The sequence below is a fragment of the Salinicola sp. MH3R3-1 genome (genome assembly GCF_001937155.1).
GTDB classification, from domain to species: Bacteria; Pseudomonadota; Gammaproteobacteria; order Pseudomonadales; family Halomonadaceae; genus Salinicola; species Salinicola halophyticus.
This window is the reverse complement of record NZ_MSDP01000005.1, coordinates 106,551-128,529: the sequence shown is the minus strand read 5'-3', so window position 1 is coordinate 128,529 and position 21,979 is coordinate 106,551. Positions and strand designations below refer to the sequence as shown.

Genomic DNA, 21,979 nt, shown 5'->3' with positions numbered 1-21,979 from the left:
CGCTTCGGGCGCGATTCAGAATCGAAATCTGCCGCTTCCCCGCCAGGGCGAAAAACGGTCAGGTCAGACGCATCGGCGCTATACGGTCAGTCGGGCGCATGCGATAGTCGATGAATAACCGCGCCTGTCATTCGCAATCGGTCCAATATAAGCCACCATGCAAAGCAAGTACAAAAGCCCCGGCCTTCAAACTCTTCTGGCGTTCACCTTGCTGCTTGCCCTGCTCACGGGCTGGCTGGCCGAAGACACCGTCAGGATGATCGCCTGGCTCAGCGGAGCCATCTTTGCACTCTTCCTGATCCGCTTCTCATCTCCGCGTCTCTCGCGCTGGTTTCCGGTCGCCGTCATCCTGCTATGTGGTCTCCTGCTCGCGACGCGCCATACCGAAGCCAGTTTATGGCTGTGGTTGCTGCCTTTATGCCTGTCCCGAATGACCGGGCGAATCGGAATGGCCCTGAACGTGGCGGCCTACGTGCTGGTCGTGGCCGACATCGGCTGGGCGCTGCCGCTGCCGACCGCCATCGTCGTCAGCGTCTCGTTGGCGATCGTGTGGCTTCTGTGCCTGGAGCGGCAAAGGCATTCGACGGCGACGCCCCCCACGACACCGGAATGGCTGCTTCCCCCCGCCCAGCTCGACGCCGACATCCAGATCGAACTGAAGCGATCCGAGCGAGAGATACTGCATAGCGAAGTCGCCCTCTATGGCTGCGCCCGGTCGACGACCGCCGACATGGAACAGCTCTGTCGCTGTCTGCGCCAGCAGCTCGCGCCCTACGAACGCGCCTATCGCCTCAACGACTACGGCGTCGCGGTAATTCTGATTGCGCCCAATGCCGAAGCAGCCAGTCTTCGCCGACAGCAGCTGAGATACGCCATCGCCCCGCAACGGGAAATCTCCTCGACCCCGCTGGCGGAAATCGGCGACCGCTTCACCCGCTACCATAGCAAACCGTCGACACCGGTTTCGGAGATGCAGTCGTGGCATTGAGTCGCTACAAGCTGGTCGCACAGCTGCTCATTCTGGGGCTGCTCGTTGGTTTGGCGCTGTGGGAGCACCTGATGCGCCACTACGATCTGATCCTGCCGCCCACGCTACTCGCGATCGCGCTGCTGGTAGCGATCCCCTTGCAGTGTCTGGGCCATCTCGGCGCGGCCGTGGCCGACCGTCTGTTGCTGGCCGGCGGTCTGATCCTGTGCGCCGTAGAGGCACCGGGCAGCGCAACGCCGATGCTGTGGCTGGGGCTTTCGGTCGCCCTAGGCTTCCTGCTGCTGCCTCCCTTAACCGCGCTGATACTGTCGCTGGCAGTCGTGCCGGCCCTGCTAGTTGTGCTCGGCGACGCGTACATGACGCTTTTCAATCTGGCGCTAGGCTGGTGGCTGACCCTCGCCGCCGCCACCTTGACGCTCCTTCTCGATCACTCGGCGAAGACGTCACCTTTCACCTTGACGCCGTGGCGCCGCGACAGGCGACTTTCCGGCAGCTGCATTCGGGAAAACCTGAAAATCGAAGTCGCCAGGGCAGCCGCTCTCGACCGGCCGCTGAGCGTGCTGGTCGTGTATATCCCGCAGCTGGATCAGGCCAGCGATCAGTTCGGCGGCCACTTGCGCGAAATTCTCTCGGCGAGTTTCAGCGACGTGGTCTCCAACAACAGCCGCCAGAGCGATCTTCTCGGCGAGTATCGCGCCAACGTTTTCTGGCTGGTATTGCCCAACGCCGCGGAACCCGGCGCCATCGCCGCTGCCAAAAGGCTCTCGAACGCGGTCACCGCCGTCACTCATCCCGAGATCGGGTCTTTGGAAAGCTACAGCCGAGTGTGTACATTGCAGACCGATGAAAGCGCCGAACGCTTTATGCAACGCCTCGAAGCCGCCGCCAACAAATTGCTGGAACCTCAAGCTTGAATATCACCCATTGGCTCTACTCTCTCGCCCCGCCGCCGGGGCTGCTACTCATCATCATCCTGGTCGTGGCGCTGATCGAATCGCTGGCCGTCGTCGGCATCGTGGTTCCCGGTGTCGTACTGCTGGGTGCTGCGGCCTCGATCGCCGGTCACGACGATGTCCCGCTCTGGCTGGTGCTGATCGCCGGTATCGTCGGCGCTTTCATCGGTGACAACCTCAGCTTCTGGCTGGGCCGTACGCAACGCAGCCGGATACCCCACTGGTGGCCGTTGAAACAGCATCCCGGATGGCTGGACCGGGGCAACGATTTCTTCCAGCGATATGGCATTCTCTCGGTGATCATCGGCCGTTTCGTGGGCCCCGTGCGTCCGTTCATTCCGATGATCGCGGGGATGTTGTCGATGCCGACGAAGCGCTTCGTGCTGGTCAATATCGTCTCCGCCCTGGCCTGGGCCCCGGTTTATCTGCTGCCCGGCTATCTGCTGGGGCGATCGTGGGAAAAACTGATGCACCTGCCTCCCGGCGCCGAACGCTGGCTGCTAACGCTGTCGCTGGCGGTACTGGCGCTGGCGCTGCTGTTCTCGACTATTCGCTACCAGCTCAGCGGCGACGGTCGCTTGCACCGTTGGCTGGAAGAACGCATGGCTCGAAGCCCTGCGCTGACCAGAGGATGGAAATCGCTCTGCTCGCCAGCGCCCGCCAACGAGTTCCCCCTGGCGTCACTGTCGCTGCTACTGACGAGCCTGATCGCCCTGGTCGCCTGGACGGCGTGGGTACTGGCCCACAACGGGCCGCTGCCGATGGATCAACAGATCCACTCCCTCGCCAAGCTGCTGCAGCGCAGCTGGCTGGTCGGGACCAGCGAAACGCTGGCCGAGATCGGTGACGCTCTGGGGATCAGCGTACTGATGGCGCCCTGGCTACTGTGGTTGCTTTACGCCAGACGTTTCGCTGGACTACTGCATATCGCAGGTGCCTTGGGTCTCATCGCGGTCAGCAATACGGTATTCAAGGATCTCGCCGGCCGGGCACGGCCAGACACACCGGACTACCTGACCGGTTCGATGTCTTACCCCAGCGCTCACACATCGACGATCGTCGTCGTGATTGGGTTGACGGCGGCTTTTGCCGCCCAGGTCATGCCGCAACGTTATCGCGGCTACGCCTACTGGCTGGGAATCCTCACCTGCGTACCGATGGCGCTATCCCGGCTGGTCATCGGCGTGCATTGGGCCAGCGACCTGGTCGGCGGCGCTCTGCTCGGACTCACGGTCTGCGCGCTGACTCGCATCAGCTATCAGCACTTCCAGCAGCCCGGCCGGGACATGCCGCCCTGGATCTGGCTATGCATCGCCTCGCTGGCACTGGAAACCGGGCGCGTGGTGTTCTTTGGCCCCGTCTGATTGCCGCTATCCATGACTGCCGTCCATGCGGACACGACTGCCGTTCTACGCGGAGACGGCTTAATCCCCCCAGCGGGGCATCAGGGTCTGAGCAATGCCCAGCTGGTTGAGAATACGGGCGACGATGAAATCGATCATCGCCTCGACGCTGTCCGGCCGATGATAAAACCCCGGTGCGGCGGGTAGCATGACGGCGCCCATGTGCGTGAGCTTGAGCATGTTGTCGAGATGCACCGCCGAGAGCGGTGTCTCCCGGGGGACCAGGATCAGCTGTCGACGCTCCTTGAGCGCGACATCCGCGGCGCGCTCGATCAGGTTGTTGCTGGCGCCGCAGGCCACGGCGGAGAGCGTGCCGGTCGAGCACGGGCAGATCACCAGCGCCTGCCAGTTACCGGAACCGGAGGCCACCGGGGCCATCCAGTCTTCCCGTCCGAAACAGCGAATCTGTTCCTCGCCCGCCCCGAACCGCGCCGTCAGATCCTGCGCCAGCCGATCCGGCTGAGCCGGGAGCTCGATGTCGGTTTCGACCGCGATCACGCGGTGGGCCGCCTTCGAGATCATCACGTAGACTTCGTGCCCGGCAGCGACCAGGCACTCGATCAACCGCAGCCCGTACTGCACGCCGGAAGCGCCGGTGATCGCGACGGCGATCGGCGCGGCATAGGGCTTAAAATAGGGCGCTCGGGATGAAATCTCAGTGTGTGGAACCTCAGTGTGTACCGCCATGGCGGACCTCCAGAGCGTGCAGCAGCTTGTCGTGGATACCGCCGAATCCGCCGTTGGACATCACCACGATGCGGTCACCCGGCAGCGCCGCGTCGACGATCTCACCCACCATCATCTCGAGATCGCTCTCGACGCGGCTGGCAGCATGGGCGGCCACCACCTCGGCCAGCGACCAGTCGAGCCCCGCGGGCTGATACCACCAGACGCGCTCGGCCGCTACCACGCTGTCGGCCAGCCGCGTTTTCATGGCGCCCTGGCGCATGGTGTTGGAGCGCGGCTCGATCACGGCCAGCAACCGCCCGCCATGCCGATCCCGGTGGAGCCCTTCGAGAGTCAGTGCAATCGCGGTCGGATGATGGGCGAAATCATCCAGCACCTGGATCCCAGCCACGTCACCACGCACTTCCTGACGCCGCTTGGGCGCCGTGAACGTCGTCAACGCCCGGCAGCCGTCGGCCAGCGACACTCCCGCCTGATTGGCCGCCGCCAGCGCCGCCACCCCGTTGGCAGCGTTGTGCCGGCCGCTCAGCCCCCAACGCACCGAATGGCGCTCGCCGCGGTGCGAAACCGTGAAGGCTCGGCTATCGTCAGGATCGAGCAGCAGTTGCCAATCACTGTCGGGACGTTCCCCGAAACGCTCGACCGGCGTCCAGCAGCCCATTGCCAACACGCGTTCCAGCGCCGGCTCGCCGTCGGCGACCACCAGCCCGCCGTTACCGGGCACGGTCCGCACGAAATGATGGAACTGGCGTTCGATAGCGGCCAGATCGGGAAAGATATCCGCGTGATCGAACTCGAGGTTGTTGAGTACGGCGACATCCGGGCGGTAGTGAACGAACTTCGAGCGTTTGTCGAAAAACGCAGTGTCGTACTCGTCCGCCTCCACCACGAAAGGCGCGCCAGGCGCCGCAAGACGCGAAGATAAGCCGAAGTTGCCCAGCACCCCCCCGATCAGGAAACCGGGCTTCAGCCCTGCGGTTTCGAGTATCCAGGCCAGCATGCTTGCCGTTGTCGTCTTGCCATGGGTGCCCGCCACGGCCAGCACCTTGCGACCGGCCAGCACATGCTCCGTCAGCCATTGCGGACCCGAAAGGTAGGGAAGCCTGGCATCGAGCAGCGCCTCGATTTCCGGATTACCTCGCGAGAGCGCGTTACCGACGATGACCAGGTCGGGAGCCGGGGTGAGGTTTTCGGCGCGATAGCCTTCCATCAGCTCGATACCGATCTCCTCGAGCTGAACACTCATCGGAGGGTAGACATTGGCATCCGAACCGGTGACTCGATACCCCAATGCCTTTGCCAGTCGCGCCAGACTGCCCATGAAGGTTCCACAGACCCCCACTACGTGAACGTGCATGCCACTACTCTCTCAACTCTCTCCACGACTCTCTCCACCACTCTCTTCACTACGCTCTCCGTCACTCCCCATATGAACCGGCGAGCCTAGCACGGCCTCCTGAACCGGGCTACCGGCGCCTATTTCAGGCTCATGTCGAGCTCCTGCCATGGCCAGTTCATGGACGTTGGCCCCGGCTACCCGCCTTCGAAGGCGTTCTGAGCCCGCCCTCCCAACCGGCTCATGACTGGCGGCCGCACGGACGATCGAGAACAGGAATCAGTCGGTCACTCATCTTCTAGTCGCAGAAAAATGACCGTGGTGGCGGCACGGCTATCGTATTAACAGGCATACGCCTTTCGGCTATGCTGAGCGCGCATCCGACTCGCGCTCTTTCGCTGCGCATGGCGGGATCGAAAACGCGAGCTCAGCAATCCGAACATCAGGAGATGAAAGCCGACATGGCCAAGCACAATGCGTTCTACGCACAGTCCGGTGGCGTCACTGCCGTCATCAACGCCAGCGCCTGTGGCGTGATCGAGGCCTGCCGCCGTCATGCAGACCGCATCGGCCATCTCTACGCCGGGCATAACGGTATCATCGGTGCTTTGCTGGAAGACCTGATCGATACCAATCAGGAGAGCGATGAAACCGTCTCCGCCCTGCGCCATACACCCGGCGGCGCTTTCGGCTCCTGCCGCTACAAGCTGAAGTCGATCGAAGACAACCGCGCCGAATACGAGCGGCTGATCGAAGTCTTCAAGGCGCACGACATCCGCTATTTCTTCTACAACGGCGGCGGCGATAGCGCGGACACCTGCCTCAAGGTCTCGCAACTGTCGGAGACGATGGGCTATCCGTTAACGGCTATCCATGTGCCCAAGACCGTCGACAACGATCTTCCGATCACCGATAACTCGCCGGGTTTCGGCAGCGTTGCCAAGTACGTCGCGACCTCGACGCGAGAGGCGGCACTCGACATCGAGTCGATGTGCGCCACGTCCACCAAGGTATTCATCCTCGAGGTGATGGGACGCCATGCAGGCTGGATCGCGGCTGCCGGCGCGCTATCCGGTGCCTCTTCTGATGAGGCACCACACGTGATCATCTTTCCGGAGATCGCCTTCGACCGGAAAATCGTCATGGCGCGCATCGACGAGGCCGTCAAGCGTCACGGCTTCTGTGTGATCGTGGTCTCCGAAGGCGCCCAGTATGCCGACGGCACCTTTCTTGCCGATGGCGGCAGCGTCGATGCCTTCGGCCACAAGCAGCTCGGCGGTGTCGCCCCCGCGCTGGCATCGATGGTCAAGGAAGATCTGGGCCACAAATACCACTGGGCAGTGGCAGACTACCTGCAGCGCGCCGCGCGCCACATCGCCTCCAAGACCGACGTCGACCAGGCCTACGCGGTCGGTGAAGCTGCAGTGGAATTGGCACTGAGCGGCCAGAATTCGATGATGCCGGCCATCAAGCGAGTGTCGGAATCGCCTTACACCTGGAAGATCGAGCCGGCGCCGCTGGCGGAGATCGCCAATCATGAAAAATTCATGCCCAGGGATTACATCAGTGAAGACGGCCTCTACATCAGCGAAGCGGGCCGGCGTTACCTCGCGCCACTGATCGTGGGCGAAGACTTCCCACCGTTCGAAAATGGCCTGCCCATGGTCGCCAAACTGAAAAAGGCCAGGGTCGAACGCAAGCTGGCCGAATTCACGCTGTAACCCCTCCGATACAGGGCGCGGGATTCGACCGCGCCCACCGTCGAGATGCTGCTCGCTTCTTGTCTTTGTCTCTTGTCTTGACCTCTTGTCGTTGCCTCCTGTCTTCGCGCCTTGTCTCCGCCTCTCGTTCCACGCCATTCAGACATATCATTAACCGCCCCATAGACGGTGTGTCGCTATCTGGATACACGACTTTTTCAATATGGAAACAGCGTTCAAGAACGCGATTCCCGAGCGATTAACAGAATTTTACGGATTATACTTCATGTATCTGGAGACGAGCGGCGCGTCTGGAGACGAGCGTCGCGGTGGCTGAGTCAATCGCGAAAGATCGACCGTCGGCTGCGGCATGATGAGCCTTGTCTTGGACCAGAAAAATTCTCACGAACCGCCAGATTTCGGCGCCAGCCTCTCGCGAGAACTGGCACGCACTCACGAAATCGATGCGGACGGAAAAGGAGCAGGACCATGAACAAACCGATCATGATTGGCGGCATCATTGCCGCGCTGGGCATCGCCGGCGGTGTGGCGGTGGGTTCCTATCAGTCTTCCGAAGAGGGACCACGCTACGCGGATATCGTCAGCGTCGACCCGATCGTGCAGACCACCGACTCCCCTCGCGAGGTCTGCAAGAACGTTACCGTTACCCATCAGCGCCCGGTGGAAGATGACCATCGTATTGCCGGCACCGCCATCGGCGCCATCGTCGGCGGCGTGGTTGGCAATCAGTTTGGCGGTGGCAGCGGCAAGAAGATCATGACGGCGGCAGGCGCTGTCGGCGGCGGCGTCGCCGGCAATCAGGTCCAGGAACGGATGCAGCAAGGCGATACCTATCAGACTACCGAGAAGCGCTGCAGCACGGTCAACGACAGCAAGGATGAGACCGTCGGCTACGACGTTCGATACCGCTACGATGGTGAGGTGCACGAAGCCAAGCTGGACGACAAACCCGGTAGCGACCGCGTGTTGATGCGCGACGGCAAACCGCAGTGGGACGGGGACGCTCAGTCTTCTTAAGCGTTGGACGCCCCTGCCGACTTTTCCGCGACCCCTTCATCACTGATTAGGGGTCGCGGGCTATCAAACGACCCACCGCCCCCCTCTCGAACACCGGCTCGAATACCGACTCGAACATCGGCTTGAATACCGACTCGAATATCTAAGACCCGGGTTATCCGCCAGGAAAACGAAGCTCTCCTCTCACGAATACCGGGACGGCGAGACAAAATAGACGCTAGCGATGGGTAGGCTTGCGGGGTCGCCCTTGAGGGCCAACGGGCCGACTCAGCGCAATTTCGATGGCGCGCTCTCGTTCGATACCACTATCCATCAGTTTTTTGATCCGCGTTTTCAATGTCCCCACGGGCATGCCAATGGCCTTGGCACGCTGAGAAAGCGTTCCCGTGTTGGGCTCGCTTTTCTTCTGATACGGGGTGGGCCGAAAGTCTCGTGCGGTCAATTTCATTGTCAGTCCGAGGATCGTCACGAATTTGGAGGGCGGGGCATCCATGTCAGCACAAAACTAATAATACTTAGCATGTTACGCGTTTTAACAATGTTGCGTGCTTTCTACCCATGAATACTTAACCTAGACTAAATTAGCGGCAATAACTTCAGAAAATCGTCGTCAAAGAAACAATGGCCGATAGGGCCTTCCTCATTAAAATGAGGGTCGAGAGAGATCTTTAGAGAAGTTCAGGAATAGCAGGATAGGCGTCTAACGGCCTGTGACTGTCAACTGGCAAGTCTTTCAAAAAAACGCCCGGCATACTTTACCGCTCTGAAGGTGAAGTATGCCGGGCCAAAAGATCGCGAATCGCGACCATGAACCTGTGTGGCTAAAAGTACGCTTCGTTGGCGCGCTCTCATCCGATTCGTCGTGTCTCAAGCGCAATGCTGCGAGGTCTACGCTTGAAACTTCTGATGTCCGCTTCGCTCAATCAGCTTAAAATTGCATAGCGAAAATCAATATCTGGTAGAAAACCGGTCCAATTTCCTGCTCTGGCTACTAAATTATCAGTCTTTGGGGATAATGCGGAAGTCGAATTTTCACATACTTTAGTAATACTGGATGAAACCGAACTACCGACTCGAGTTCACCGCCAAGGGATCGGGCTTTCGATCATGACAACCCCTGAGGAGACACGATCGCCTAATGACGACGGCATACGGAGCATTCGGGATCTCTCGAAAGCGCAAAATGGCGCCACTGCCCGGTCAAGGCATCGAAGGTCGAGAGACCGCGATGGGGCTGGCCGGCCCCGCTGATCAGCTTCATCGCCTCCAGCGCCTGAAAGCTGCCGATCACGCCCACCAGCGGCGAGACCACCCCGCTTTCGGCACAGGTCAGCGCGTCGTCATCTCCGTGCTCGCCATAAAGGCACGCATAACAGGGGGATGCCGGCTGACGCGGATCGAATACCGCGAGCTGACCCGAAAAACGAATGGCAGCGCCGCTGACCAGTGGCGTGCGAGTATCGACGCAGGCCCGATTGATCGCGAAGCGACTGGAGAATCGGTCGGTACAGTCCAGCACTACATCCGCAGCATCGACCTCCGCCAGCAAGGCATCGCCGACGAGACGGGTCTCCAACGGACGAATCTCGCAACCGGCATTGAGACCGCCGGCGGTGGCAGCAGCCGATCTCGCCTTGGATTGGCCCAGCGAGGCCTCCGTGTGCGCGATCTGACGCTGCAGATTCGACAGCTCGACGACATCGTCATCGGCAATGGACAGACATCCGACTCCCGCGCCAGCCAGATAGAGCGCCACCGGCGACCCCAGGCCACCGGCACCGACAATCAGCACGCGGGCGGCCAGCAGACGCTCCTGACCGGCGATGTCGATCTCTTCGAGCATGATATGGCGGCTGTAGCGCAGCAGTGCTTCGTCGTTCATGAACCTTCCTGAAGCGCAGGAACGGCCGTCATCGGCGCTCGCTCCTGGGCGTTATCGAGCGTCTTCCGGATCGAGATCAGGGATCGGCAACGCCAACTCCTCCTTGACCTCTTCCATCACGACGTAACTCTTGGATTCCTTGACCCCCGGCAACGTCAGCACCACGTCTCCCAGCAGCTGACGGTACGCCGACATCTCGGGAATACGACATTTGAGGATATAGTCGAACTGACCCGACACCAGGTGGCATTCCTGAATTTGCGGCAACGTGGCGACCGCCCTGCGGAACTCATCGAAGACCGACGGTGACTGCGTGTTCAAACTGATCTCGACGAACACCAGCAGATTGGCGCGCAGGGCCTGCGGGTCGAGCACGGCCTTGTAACCGCGGATGATACCTGCCCGTTCCAGACGTTTGACCCGCTCCAGGCAAGGCGTTGTCGACAGACCCACCTGCGAAGCCAGATCCACGTAGGATATACGGGCGTTATCCTGCAGACAGCGCAGGATGTTGAGATCGATTCGATCGAGTGATCGAGACTTGGCTTTCATTGGTGTAATTGTTCCAGCCGGTGAATAGAAGCGCTCCGTGAATGGCACGAGGCCGAACGAGGGCCATCCGAACGCGTGGCGCAAGGATCAACGAGCAGACACTCATCGACCCGTCGCTCGCAGCGGGATTATTACTATCACAGAGCGGCTACGACTCACTAACTGGCCTGGCAACTATCGTTCAACGCTAAGCGTTCAACGCCAATCGCGCGACATGACAGAAAGCGGGACGGCATCGCCGCCATCAGCGAGGCCCCTGCCCACCCGTTATTCGCTCGTGCCCCGCCAGATCCTGTCGCGAAACGACGCCTAGAAAGCCAAAATGCATCAGCGTGTTACGCACCGTCTCGGCCTGCGTGTGGCCATGTTCCATCCACAGCCAGCCTTCCGGCTTCAGGTAGGCGGAGGCGTGCCGGGCCAGCCATGCGAGATCGGAAAGGCCGGCGGCTTCGGCCACCAGTGCCGAGCGTGGCTCGAAGCGGACATCGTCGCGCGTCAGGTGGGGATCGTCGGCAGCAATGTAAGGCGGGTTGGCGACGATGATATCGAAACGTTGCCCGGACAACGCGGAGAACCAGTCGCTCTCCAGCCAGCGCACGTTGGCTATCGCCAGTCTCTCGGCGTTCGACTGAGCCAGGCTGACGGCGTCAGCGGCCCGGTCGACCCCGGTCACCTGCCAGCCGGGACGCTCGCTGGCGAAGGCCAGTGCCACCGCCCCCGTGCCGGTGCCGAGATCGAGCAGCTCGCCGTTCGCCGCCGCGGCCGACTCCAGCGCCACTTCGACGAGACGCTCAGTATCGGGGCGCGGGATCAGCGTCGCCGGCGACGTCTGAATGTCCAGCCCCCAGAATTCGCGTGAACCGGTCAAGTAGGCCACCGGACATCCTTCGCCACGCCGCTCGAGCAGCGCGTCGAAGCGAGCGGTCTGATCGTCCGTCAGGGCACGATCGCCCCAGGTGTAGAGCCAGGTCCGGCTGCGCTCGCAGAGATGGGCCAACAGCACTTCGGCATCTAGTCGCGGTGTCGGCGATGCACTCAATCGCGCCGTCGCCTCACGCAAGGCATCGTCTATCGTCATCACTCGCCCTGCAGCGCCGCCAGCTGATCGGCCTGGTATTCGTTGACAAGCGGCCGAATGACCTCGTCGAGATCGCCGGCGACGATCTCGACGAGTTTGTAGAGCGTCAGGTTGATACGGTGGTCGGTAAGACGCCCCTGAGGAAAATTGTAGGTTCGGATTCGCTCGCTGCGATCGCCCGACCCCACCAGCGAACGCCGCGTATCGGCCTGATGCTGGCGCTGCGTGTCGACGGCGGCCTGCTTCAATCTCGCCGCCAGCAGCGACATCGCCTTGGCCCGGTTCTTGTGCTGACTACGCTCTTCCTGGCACTCCACCACCAGCCCGGTCGGCAGGTGGGTGATGCGGATGGCGGAATCCGTTGTGTTTACGTGCTGGCCCCCTGCGCCGCTGGAACGGAACGTATCGATTCGCAGATCGTTGCTATTGACATCGACATCGCCGACTTCGCTCGCTTCCGGCATCACCGCGACCGTGCAAGCCGAGGTGTGAATGCGGCCCTGGGACTCCGTCGCCGGCACCCGCTGCACGCGGTGAGCGCCAGACTCGAACTTCAAGGCGGCGTAGACGTTATCACCCTTGACCCGAGCGATGATCTCCTTGTAACCGCCCTGCTCGCCGTGACTGGCGCTGACCACTTCCACGCCCCAGCCTTTCTTTTCGGCATAGCGCGAGTACATCCGAAACAGATCGCCGGCGAACAGCGCGGCTTCGTCACCGCCGGTCCCTGCGCGGACTTCCAGGAAGACGTTGTTGTTGTCATCCGGATCTTTCGGCACCAGCAGCCGCTTGACCTCTTCCTCGAGCTCTTCGAGCTGCGCCCGGGAAGCGCGCCACTCCTCCTCGGCCAGCTCGCGCATGTCCGGGTCGCTGTCCTGGCGCATCTGGTCGGCCGCCTCGATATCGCCCTCGGTGCGCCGATAATCGAGCCAGGCGGCGACCAGCGGCTCGAGCTCGGCATACTCGCGGGAATAATCGCGAAAGCGCGGCTGGTCAGTGATCACCTCGGGTTCGGAGAGTAGCGCCGATAGCTCCTCGAAACGTTCCTGAAAGGCATCGAGTCGTTCGCGTAAAGACGCTTTCATGCCCAGTCCTGTGTTTTCATACCGAGTCCTGTGTCGTGGCTGGCCCTTCGATGAGCAAACTATCGGCGGCCTGGATGATATCGTGGCGGGACTGGCCCGACGCCTCGCGCAGGCGCAGGGTCGGACCGTGCATCAGCTTGTTGGCGAGCTGATGGGAAAGTCGCTTGATGACCGCTTCGGGATCCTCGCCGCGGGCCAGTTGCGCCAGCGCCTCGGACTCGGAATCGCGCCGCATTGTCTCGCCATGCTGGCGATAACGGCGGATCAGGTCGCCGGCGCCGCGCACCCGTCGCTCGTGCAGCCAGTGGTTGACGCCGCTTTCGATCAGCACTTCGGCCTGACGCGCGGCGACTTCGCGATGGCGCCGGTTCTCGGCGATCACCTGCTGCAGATCGTCGACGCTATAGAGAAAGACATCATCGAGATCGCCGACTTCGGGCTCGATATCGCGAGGCACCGCAATGTCGACCATGAAGATGGGGCGATGGCGGCGCACCTTGAGCGCGCGTTCGACCATGCCCTTGCCGAGAATCGGCAGTTCGCTGGCGGTGGATGCGATGACGATGTCAGCCTGTTCCAGCGCCTGGGGAATCGCGCTGAGTTCGATTGCCCTGGCGTCGCAGGTCTCCGCCAGCGCCTGGGCGCGCGCCAGCGTGCGGTTGGCGACGGTCAACCCCATGATGCCCGCTTCACGCAAGTGACGGGCCACCAGCTCGACCGTTTCACCGGCACCGATCAACAGCGCGCGGGCACGACTGAAATCGTCGAAGATTCGACTGGCCAGGCTGACGGCGGCATAGGCGACCGAGACCGGATTTTCGCCGATCGAGGTTTCGCTGCGAACCTGCTTGGCAACGGAGAACGTCTGCTGGAACAGACGCTCGAGCTCGCTGCCGAGACCCGCATGCTGGCGCGCGATCTGGTAGGCATCCTTGAGCTGGCCCAGAATCTGCGGCTCACCCAGCACCATGGAATCCAGCCCGGCCGCCACCCGCATCAGGTGTTTCGCCGCCTCGCCCTCATGGTAGTGATAGGCGCAACTCAGAAGCTCCTGCGCCGGCATGCCGTGAAACGCGCCCAGCCACTCGAGCAGCTGGCTCTCGCCGTCGGCCACGGTGATGCAGTAGAGCTCGGTGCGGTTACAGGTCGAAAGCACTGCCGCCTCACGCACGTCGGGCAACGCCCGCAGCTGGCTCAGCGCCGACTCGAGCTGTGCCGGCGAAAAGGCAACACGCTCGCGCATGTCGACCGCAGCCGTTCTATGATTGATACCCAGAGCTAGCAGCGTCATGAAATCACGGTCAATTGTCTTGCGTGGACCCGACCTTTGCGTCTGCGAAGGCCGTCGAAGCCGCGCGCCATACATCGGCATGGAAATCGGGATGAAGCACGGTACTGGTCAGAAGCACAGCCCATTGTGGTCCGCTCAGCCAGGCGGCGCCATTTTAGCACAGCCAAAAGACGCTTAGCAGGCAATGAATCACGCCGATGGCGCGTGCCGGGAGATTGACCCCCGGCCGCCAACCGTTATGCTGGAGCGATTGATCGATCTCGAGGACGGCATGCCCAAAAGTCTGTTCTACGCCGCCAGCTGTGCGGCCCTGCTGGCTGGCTGTCAAAGCATGTCGGCTGACAACGCGTCCACGTCTCTGGACGACCCCATGGCCACGGCGCCGCCGATCACCCAGGGGTTCGATGCCTCGGGCCTGTCGCAGGTGCTGCTGGCGGAAATGGCCGGTCAGCGCGGCGACTTCCACCGTGCCACCCAGGGCTATCTGGCAGCCGCCAACCGTTATCGCTCCGCCGATCTGGCCGAGCGCGCCACCCTGGCGGCTCGCTACACCGACGATACGTCACTGCTGAAATCGGCCGCCGCCCGCTGGCAACAGCTGGCACCGCAGGACCCGGCCCCTGAGAAGCTGCTATCGGGTATCGCAGTGGACCGCGGCGATTGGCCTGCGGCACTACGTCACAGGCTCAAGCTCGCTCGCGCCGAACAGGATGCCCAGCTTCTCGAACTCTCCGACCTGATGGTGGAGTCACAGGCGGATCTGCCGCCGCTGATCGCCCAGCTACGCGATTTTACCGCGGCCAACCCGGATCATGCCGACGCCCAGATGGCGACCGCCCGGCTCGAGGCGGCCAATGGTCAACTCGACGACGCACGACAACGGCTGGTGCAACTGACCCACCGTCACCCCGAGCTGCCGGAGCTGTGGCTCACCCGATCGCAGATTGCCCTGGATGCCGGCGATTATGCCGAGGCGACTTCGACGGCACGCCGTGGGCGCGAGTTCGCCCCCGACGACAGCCGATTCCTGCTGGCGCTGGCCCAGGCCGAAATTGCCAGTGGCGACGTCGCGGCCGCTGAACGCCAGATCGATCAGCTGCTGGCGCAGTACAACGATACGCCGTCGCTGCGCATCGGCTTCGCGCAGCTCTACCTGGATGCCGGGGCGCTGGATCCAGCACGCCGTCTGCTGCTACCCCTGTTGGATCGCGACGACACGCCGCCGGCGACCTACCTGGTACTGGGCAGCATTGCCGAGACTCAGGGCGAGATCGATAACGCTCTGCTCTACTATCGACAGGTGCCGGCGGGGCCCGGATTCCTCGAATCCCGCGCCGTGGCGACGCAGATGCTGATCGCCAACGACCGTGCCGAAGACGCCCAGCAATTCCTGCGCATCGAAATGCTGCGTCATCCCGGGCAGCGCGGATCGCTGACGCAGATCGGCCTTCAGGCCTTCGACCACGACGGACAGACTCGTGCCGCCGATGCCCTGCTTGCAGACAGCCTCAAGCAGTCACCGAATGATACCGATCTGCTCTACACCCGGGCGATGAGAGAGTTCGAGCGTGGCAACGTCGAGACGATGATGACCCAGATGCGCGATGTCATCGCTCGCGATCCCGACAATGCCGCAGCCCTCAACGCGCTCGGCTATACCCTGGCGACAAACACCGAGCACTTCGACGAAGCCTTGGATCTCATCGAACGGGCGCATGCTCTCGAGCCGCAGAGCCCGGCTATTCTCGACAGCCTGGGCTGGGTCCATGTCAAACGCGGTGAACCGCAGAAAGCGCTGGGCTACCTGCGCCGCGCCTACGCCGGTCAACCGGATCAGGAGGTGGCCGCGCACCTGGCCGAGGTCCTGGTCACGCTGGAGCAGCAGTCCGAGGCCCGCGCACTGGTCGAGTCGGCATTGGCGGGCAGTGACTCTCACCCGGATATCGACGACCTCCTGAAACGCTATCCGCAATTGGCCCCCTAGCCGAGGTCGCTCCCCTTCTCGAGCTGGACGTCGATGGTTGCCGTCGTCGATCGCTTCGCATCTCTTCTTGCACTTACAGGATAACCCGATGCCATACTCTTTCCCGGCCACCGAAAGCCCATATCGCGCCGCGACGCCGCGCACTCGGTGGTGGCAGCCGCTTGGCACATTGCTGGTGGTCGCCTGGCTGGCCGGCTGCGCCGGACAGGCGCCAGCGCCGGACGTACCGCGCCAGCCCGATGACTGGCAGCGCCAGCAGGACGATCTCGTCGCGCTCGATACCTGGCAAGTGGCCGGCAAGGTGGGTCTGAGAACCGCCGAAGACAGTCGCAGCGCCAACCTCGACTGGTCCCAGGCCCCCGATCACTATCGCATGTTGATCAGCGGACCCTTTGGCGCCGGACGCAGCGTGCTCGAAGGCAAGCAAGGCCGCGTCAGTCTGACCACGGGTGACGGCCGCTTCGAAGCCTCGTCTCCGGAGGCCCTGATGCAGCAGCAGCTGGGGTGGTCGCTGCCGATCTCGTCGCTGGATTACTGGGTTCGCGGCCTGCCGGCGCCTCATCGTGCCCACGATCAGACCCAGGACGAGCTGGGGTTTCCCAAGACACTGCAGCAGGATGGCTGGAACATCCGCTATCGCGACTGGACCTACGCCGGGTCGCTGTGGCTGCCGAGCCGGCTGGTCATGACCTACGACGACATTCGCGCCACGCTGGTGGTCAATCAGTGGCAGCCTGAAGCGATGCCGGACGGGGCCTCGAACGACACACCCAGCCCAACGTCATCAGGCGCGGCCCCATGACAACGCTGACTTTGCCCGCGCCGGCCAAGCTCAACCGTCTGCTGCACATCACCGGCCGTCGTCCGGACGGCTATCACTCGCTGCAGACGCTGTTTCAGATTCTCGACCATGGTGACATCCTGCGTTTCACCGCGACGCCCGATAGCCATGACATCGAACTGGGCTCGGCACTGACCGGTGTCGCCCACGAGGACAACCTGATCGTGCGCGCGGCTCGCCGCCTTCAGCGCGAAACCGGCTGCCGCCAGGGCGCGATCATTGAACTGGAGAAACGCCTGCCGATCGGCGGCGGTCTGGGCGGCGGCAGCTCCAATGCCGCAACCACGCTGCTGGCGCTCGATCATCTGTGGGAGCTGAACCTGGGGATCGAACGGCTGGCGGCACTGGGGCTGGAACTGGGCGCCGATGTCCCCGTCTTCGTGCGCGGCCATACCGCCTGGGCCGAGGGCGTCGGCGAGCGTCTGGTCCCCGTCGAACTGCCGCCCTGCTGGTTCGTCGTCATCCATCCCGGCATCGAGATTTCCACCGCAGCGATTTTCGGCGACCCCGGTTTGACACGCGACAGCCCGGTCATTAGTATGCGACGCGCACTCGACCGGGCCTCCCCGGACACCGTGTGGCGCAACGATTGCGAGCGCACCGTGCGAGCGCAATATCCCGAGGTCGATCGCGCACTGACCTGGCTTGGCCGACAGGGTCAGGCGATGCTGACAGGGACCGGAGCCTGCGTCTTCTGCCCGTTGAAGGACGAAGCGCACGCCGAGCAGGTCCTGCTCGAGCTTCCGGACGAATGGCACGCCTTCAAGGCACGCAGCAGCGATGTTTCTTCGCTGCACCATGCCCTGAAAGCAGCCAAGGGTTTGGACAGAATACAGACGTGATGTCACCATACCGTCGGTGCTGCCAGGACCGCTTCGATTACGCGGTTTTTGTCAGACTTCTCAGACTGTTGATGATCCCACGGCTGGTTTTCCGTCAAGACCTAGCCAACGGTTGACGCTTTTGCGCATAATGAGCGCGATTGAATTGCTGGGGTATCGCCAAGTGGTAAGGCACTGGTTTCTGATACCAGCATTCCCAGGTTCGAATCCTGGTACCCCAGCCACTTCCTGAATTTCGATAAGCCTGCATACGGAAACCGGGACGCGATGGCCATTCAGCCCACACGATTTCCCCACCGGCGCTGCGGTTTTTTTTCCTGCCGTCTCGACGTAGCTCGACGATCCTCCCGGGTATCGTCGGCGGGCACGCGTGGTGTCTTAGACATCCTGCCTCTTGTCTCGTCTTCCCTCTGTCGCCTTGTCACCCATCCTGGTTCGAAACGAATGTCCTCACCGACCTTCAACCGCTCTCATAAGGTGGCCGCGCGTGTCTAAATTGATGGTTTTCACCGGTAACGCCAACGTCGGCCTCGCCACCAAGGTAGCCGAGAGTCTGGATAACCGACTCGGCCATGCCACGGTAGGCCAGTTCAGCGATGGCGAGATAGCCGTCGAGATCAACGAAAACGTCCGCGGCAAGGATGTCTTCATCCTGCAGTCGACCTGCGCCCCGACCAACGACAACCTGATGGAACTGATCCTGATGGTCGACGCCCTGCGGCGTGCTTCGGCGACCCGCATCACTGCCGTGGTGCCCTACTTCGGTTACGCCCGTCAGGATCGCCGTGTGCGTTCGGCCCGCGTGCCGATCTCGGCCAAGGTCGTTGCCGACATGATGGTCAAGGCTGGGGTCGATCGAGTCATGACCATGGATCTTCACGCCGATCAGATTCAGGGCTTCTTCGACGTTCCCGTGGACAACGTCTACGGCTCGCCGATTCTGCTCGACGATATCGAGCGCCAGAATTACGACGATCTGGTCGTGGTTTCCCCCGACGTCGGTGGCGTGGTCCGTGCCCGCGCCATCGCCAAGCAGCTCAATGTCGACCTCGCGATCATCGATAAGCGTCGCCCTCAGGCCAACCAGGCCCAGGTAATGCACATCATCGGCGAAATCGAGAATCGAACCTGCGTCGTGGTCGACGACATGGTCGATACCGCCGGCACGCTGTGCAAGGCTGCCGAAGCATTGAAGGTGCGCGGCGCCCGTCGCGTGGTCGCTTACGCCACCCACCCGATCCTTTCGGGGCCGGCCGTGGACAATATTAGTGGTTCGGTGCTTGACGAACTCGTCGTTGCCGATACCATACCGCTCTCCGAACCTGCACGTCGTAGTGGCAAGATCCGTCAGTTGACGGTCGCCGGCCTGATCGCCGAAGCCATTCGCCGTGTCAGCAACGAGGAATCCGTCAGCGCGATGTTCCACTGATCGCACGTGTAACGACCCTCTCGTAATGACCTTCTCGGTTGTTTCATGACGATAGGTTGTTCATAGCGGTTGTTCATAGCGACAGGGAATCACGCGCGGATACGCGGGCTACTGCCGTGACGGCAGTGGCCCCTACTGGAACGGCATCGTCTGGTCGCGGGCGATGCCGCTTTCCATTACTTGACTATTAGAGGTGACAATCAATGTCCCATCATTACACTCTGACCGCCAATGTTCGTCAGGAGCTGGGGAAAGGTGCGAGCCGCCGCCTGCGCCGCAAGAACGAACAGGTCGCTGCCATCATCTACGGTGGTTCCACTGAACCGCAGCCGATCACCATCGACAAGCCGGCCTTCTACAAGGCGATCGAAGACGAAGCTTTCTTCTCCTCGATCATCGACATCAGTATCGACGGCAAGAGCGAGCAGGTCGTCATCCGTGATCTGCAGCGCCATCCCTATAAGGCCCTGATCACTCACGCTGACTTCATGCGCGTCGATGCGACTCACGAACTGACCCTGAACGTACCGCTGCACTTCCTGAACGAAGAGTCGTGCAAAGGTGTCAAGGACGAGGGCGGCGTACTCCACGTCCAGAACAACGACGTTCAGATCAGCTGTCTGCCGTCCAAGCTGCCGGAATACATCGAAGTCGATGTGGCTGACCTGGCACTTGGCGAGACCATTCACCTGTCTGACATCAAGCTGCCGGAAGGCGTGACTCTGGTCGAGCTCAGCCATGGTGAAGAGCACGATGCCGGCGTCGTCAGCGTCACGCACCCGACCGTCGCCAGCGACGACGAGATCGCCGGTGAAGGCGTCGACGAAGATGGCGAACCGAAAGACGGCGAGTAATCTTCCGTCATAGACCGGACAACAGGTAGTCGGCATGGCAGTGAAAGCGATCATCGGCCTGGGTAATCCCGGGCCGGAATACGAAGACACCCGCCACAATGCCGGCGCCTGGCTGGTCGAGCAAATCGCTCGGGACGCAGCGGAAACGCTGCGCCCCGAACGCAAGTTTCTGGGCCTCTATGCCAAGGTCCGCCTGGGCGAGCACGATATTCACCTGCTCAACCCCACCACCTTCATGAATCGCAGCGGTGCCTCGGTGGCCGCGCTGTGCCAGTTCTTCAAGATCGCACCGGACGAGCTTCTCGTCGCCCATGACGAGCTCGATATCGCCCCTGGCTGCGCCCGCTACAAGTCGGGCGGCGGACACGGTGGGCATAACGGTCTGCGAGATATCATCAGCGCGTCGGCCAATGCCAACGGCTTCCACCGGCTCCGCGTCGGCATCGGTCATCCCGGCAGCGCCAAACTGGTCACCCACTATGTTCTCGGCCGCCCTGGCAAGCGGGAACGCGAGGTGATCGACGACGTCCTGACCGAGACTGTCCATACCCTCCCCGATGCTCTCGCTGGCAACTGGGCCAAGGCCATGAACCGGCTGCACAGTTTCAAGCCTGACTGATTCGCTCGGTAGCTCGGTAGCTCGGTAGCTCGGTAGCTCGGTAGCTCGGTAGCTCGTAGCTCGTAGCTCGTAGCTCGTAGCTCGTAGCTCGTAGCTCGTAGCTCGCAAGAGTCTGGCCCCTGTCGGCCGCGTCCCGTAGAATGCCCGCCATTCGTTTGTCGTGCTGTCGTTCGTGTCTCGCGACCCGAACGTCCCCAAAAGCATGCTGGCTTCAGGATCATACCGTTCTCAGGATCACATTATGGGCTTCAATTGCGGCATCGTCGGTTTGCCCAACGTCGGTAAATCGACTCTTTTCAATGCGCTGACACGCTCCGGTATCGATGCGGAAAACTTCCCGTTCTGCACCATCGAACCCAATACCGGGATCGTGCCAATGCCCGATCCGCGTCTCGACAAGCTCGCCGAGATCGTCAAGCCGCAGAAAGTGGTACCGACCACGATGGAGTTCGTCGACATCGCCGGGCTGGTCGAGGGCGCGTCCAAGGGCGAAGGACTGGGCAACCAGTTCCTGGCCAACATCCGCGAAACCGACGCCATCGCCCATGTCGTGCGCTGCTTCGACGACGACAACGTGATCCACGTCGCTAACCAGGTCGATCCGACCGCTGACATCGAGACCATCAATCTCGAGCTGGCACTGGCCGATCTGGATGCCGTCGAACGCTCGATCCAGCGTTTGACTCGCGTGGTCAAGGGCGGCGACAAGGACGCGATCGCGACCAAGGCGATCCTCGACCGGATCCAACCGCATCTGGCCGAAGGCCAGCCGTTGCGCAGCTTCGGGCTCGACGCCGACGAGCAGTATCAGCTGCGCAGCTTCGGTTTTCTGACCCTCAAGCCGACGATGTACATCGCCAACGTCAACGAAGACGGTTTCGAGAACAATCCCCATCTCGATACCGTGCGCGAGATCGCGGCTCAGGAAAACGCCGTGGTGGTACCGGTCTGCAACAAGCTGGAGGCCGAGATCGCCGAGCTCGAAGACGAAGAGCGCGCCATGTTCCTCGAAGAGATGGGCATGGAAGAACCCGGTCTCGATCGTGTCATCCGTGCCGGCTACGGCCTGCTGGGCCTGCAGACCTACTTCACCGCGGGCGTGAAGGAAGTGCGTGCCTGGACGGTCAAGATCGGCGCTACCGCACCGCAGGCGGCCGGCGTGATTCATACCGATTTCGAGAAAGGTTTCATCCGCGCGGAAGTCGTTGGCTACGAGGACTTCGTGGCGCTGGGCGGCGAGAACGGTGCCAAGGAAGCCGGCAAGTGGCGTCTCGAGGGCAAGACTTACGTGCTCAAGGATGGCGACATCATGCACTTCCGTTTCAACGTCTGAGACCGACCACGGCGCAGGACGTCGAAAGCATGCGGTATGAACCCGGGAAAGCGTTGACGTTTCATCGGGTTATGGTAGTATTCG

19 protein-coding genes and 1 tRNA gene are annotated in these 21,979 nt (G+C 62.0%); 13 read left to right on the top strand and 7 right to left on the bottom strand.

Translation table 11 applies throughout. The annotated features are described in order from the left end of the window. Positions 1–157 precede the first annotated feature (157 nt). From BTW08_RS04040 to BTW08_RS04030, 3 genes are read left to right on the top strand one after another with little or no spacing between them, the layout of a single operon-like run. Positions 158–988 (top strand): hypothetical protein, encoded by an 831-nt coding sequence (locus BTW08_RS04040; RefSeq protein ID WP_139313571.1) that lies wholly within the window; start codon positions 158–160, stop codon positions 986–988. Beyond that, positions 979–1,902 carry a diguanylate cyclase gene (locus BTW08_RS04035; RefSeq protein ID WP_075561237.1) on the top strand — a complete coding sequence of 308 codons (924 nt, stop codon included), beginning with the start codon at positions 979–981 and terminating at the stop codon, positions 1,900–1,902. Before BTW08_RS04040 ends, BTW08_RS04035 begins: the two co-directional genes overlap by 10 nt. Then, positions 1,899–3,305 carry a bifunctional DedA family/phosphatase PAP2 family protein gene (locus BTW08_RS04030; protein WP_075561236.1) on the top strand — a complete coding sequence of 469 codons (1,407 nt, stop codon included), beginning with the start codon at positions 1,899–1,901 and terminating at the stop codon, positions 3,303–3,305. Before BTW08_RS04035 ends, BTW08_RS04030 begins: the two co-directional genes overlap by 4 nt. Positions 3,306–3,365: 60 nt before the next feature. Here BTW08_RS04030 and BTW08_RS04025 read toward each other — a convergent pair whose 3' ends face one another. Continuing rightward, the gene (locus BTW08_RS04025; protein WP_083627671.1) at positions 3,366–4,031 is read right to left on the bottom strand and encodes a flavin prenyltransferase UbiX; all 666 of its coding nucleotides are present in this window, start codon (positions 4,029–4,031) and stop codon (positions 3,366–3,368) included. After that, entirely contained in the window at positions 4,015–5,388 is a 1,374-nt protein-coding gene (mpl, locus tag BTW08_RS04020; RefSeq protein ID WP_075561235.1) for a UDP-N-acetylmuramate:L-alanyl-gamma-D-glutamyl-meso-diaminopimelate ligase, read from the bottom strand. The genes BTW08_RS04025 and mpl overlap by 17 nt, the downstream gene beginning before the upstream one ends. 440 nt (positions 5,389–5,828) lie before the next feature. On the opposite strand from mpl, the gene BTW08_RS04015 reads away from it, so the two are divergent. Then, positions 5,829–7,088, top strand: a complete 1,260-nt coding sequence (locus BTW08_RS04015; protein ID WP_075561322.1) for a 6-phosphofructokinase — start codon at positions 5,829–5,831, stop codon at positions 7,086–7,088. Between the two features lie 468 nt (positions 7,089–7,556). Beyond that, entirely contained in the window at positions 7,557–8,105 is a 549-nt protein-coding gene (locus tag BTW08_RS04010) for a glycine zipper 2TM domain-containing protein (protein WP_075561234.1), read from the top strand. Between the two features lie 1,135 nt (positions 8,106–9,240). Here the strand turns inward: BTW08_RS04010 and BTW08_RS04005 are convergent. From BTW08_RS04005 to hemA, 5 genes are all read right to left on the bottom strand, one after another. Further along, a complete protein-coding gene (locus BTW08_RS04005; RefSeq protein WP_075561233.1) occupies positions 9,241–9,987 on the bottom strand; it encodes a HesA/MoeB/ThiF family protein in 747 nt (248 codons plus the stop codon). Positions 9,988–10,038: 51 nt separating this feature from the next. Continuing rightward, entirely contained in the window at positions 10,039–10,539 is a 501-nt protein-coding gene (locus tag BTW08_RS04000; protein WP_075561232.1) for an Lrp/AsnC ligand binding domain-containing protein, read from the bottom strand. 244 nt (positions 10,540–10,783) lie between these two features. Then, on the bottom strand, positions 10,784–11,617 hold the full coding sequence (gene prmC, locus BTW08_RS03995; protein ID WP_075561231.1) for a peptide chain release factor N(5)-glutamine methyltransferase: 834 nt from the start codon (positions 11,615–11,617) through the stop codon (positions 10,784–10,786). Further along, complete coding sequence (gene prfA / locus BTW08_RS03990) at positions 11,617–12,702, bottom strand: peptide chain release factor 1 (RefSeq protein WP_075561230.1); 1,086 nt, start codon at positions 12,700–12,702, stop codon at positions 11,617–11,619. Before prfA ends, prmC begins: the two co-directional genes overlap by 1 nt. 16 nt (positions 12,703–12,718) lie before the next feature. Continuing rightward, positions 12,719–13,993, bottom strand: a complete 1,275-nt coding sequence (hemA, locus tag BTW08_RS03985) for a glutamyl-tRNA reductase (RefSeq protein ID WP_075561229.1) — start codon at positions 13,991–13,993, stop codon at positions 12,719–12,721. A 271-nt stretch (positions 13,994–14,264) separates the two neighbouring features. Between hemA and BTW08_RS03980 the strand changes: the two genes are divergently transcribed. The 8 genes from BTW08_RS03980 to ychF all read left to right on the top strand — a co-directional run bounded on the left by BTW08_RS03980 (position 14,265) and on the right by ychF (position 21,895). Continuing rightward, positions 14,265–15,977, top strand: a complete 1,713-nt coding sequence (locus BTW08_RS03980; RefSeq protein ID WP_075561321.1) for a tetratricopeptide repeat protein — start codon at positions 14,265–14,267, stop codon at positions 15,975–15,977. A gap of 88 nt (positions 15,978–16,065) precedes the next feature. After that, positions 16,066–16,779, top strand: a complete 714-nt coding sequence (gene lolB, locus BTW08_RS03975) for a lipoprotein insertase outer membrane protein LolB (protein WP_075561228.1) — start codon at positions 16,066–16,068, stop codon at positions 16,777–16,779. Then, positions 16,776–17,660 (top strand): 4-(cytidine 5'-diphospho)-2-C-methyl-D-erythritol kinase, encoded by an 885-nt coding sequence (gene ispE, locus BTW08_RS03970; protein WP_075561227.1) that lies wholly within the window; start codon positions 16,776–16,778, stop codon positions 17,658–17,660. The genes lolB and ispE overlap by 4 nt, the downstream gene beginning before the upstream one ends. Before the next feature lie 149 nt (positions 17,661–17,809). Beyond that, a tRNA-Gln gene (locus tag BTW08_RS03965) sits at positions 17,810–17,884 on the top strand. Positions 17,885–18,159: 275 nt separating this feature from the next. After that, complete coding sequence (locus tag BTW08_RS03960) at positions 18,160–19,089, top strand: ribose-phosphate pyrophosphokinase (protein WP_075561226.1); 930 nt, start codon at positions 18,160–18,162, stop codon at positions 19,087–19,089. 203 nt (positions 19,090–19,292) lie between these two features. After that, entirely contained in the window at positions 19,293–19,943 is a 651-nt protein-coding gene (locus BTW08_RS03955) for a 50S ribosomal protein L25/general stress protein Ctc (protein ID WP_075561225.1), read from the top strand. Between the two features lie 34 nt (positions 19,944–19,977). Beyond that, positions 19,978–20,562 (top strand): aminoacyl-tRNA hydrolase, encoded by a 585-nt coding sequence (gene pth, locus BTW08_RS03950; RefSeq protein WP_075561224.1) that lies wholly within the window; start codon positions 19,978–19,980, stop codon positions 20,560–20,562. A gap of 241 nt (positions 20,563–20,803) precedes the next feature. Further along, on the top strand, positions 20,804–21,895 hold the full coding sequence (ychF, locus tag BTW08_RS03945) for a redox-regulated ATPase YchF (protein WP_075561223.1): 1,092 nt from the start codon (positions 20,804–20,806) through the stop codon (positions 21,893–21,895). Positions 21,896–21,979: the final 84 nt, after the last annotated feature.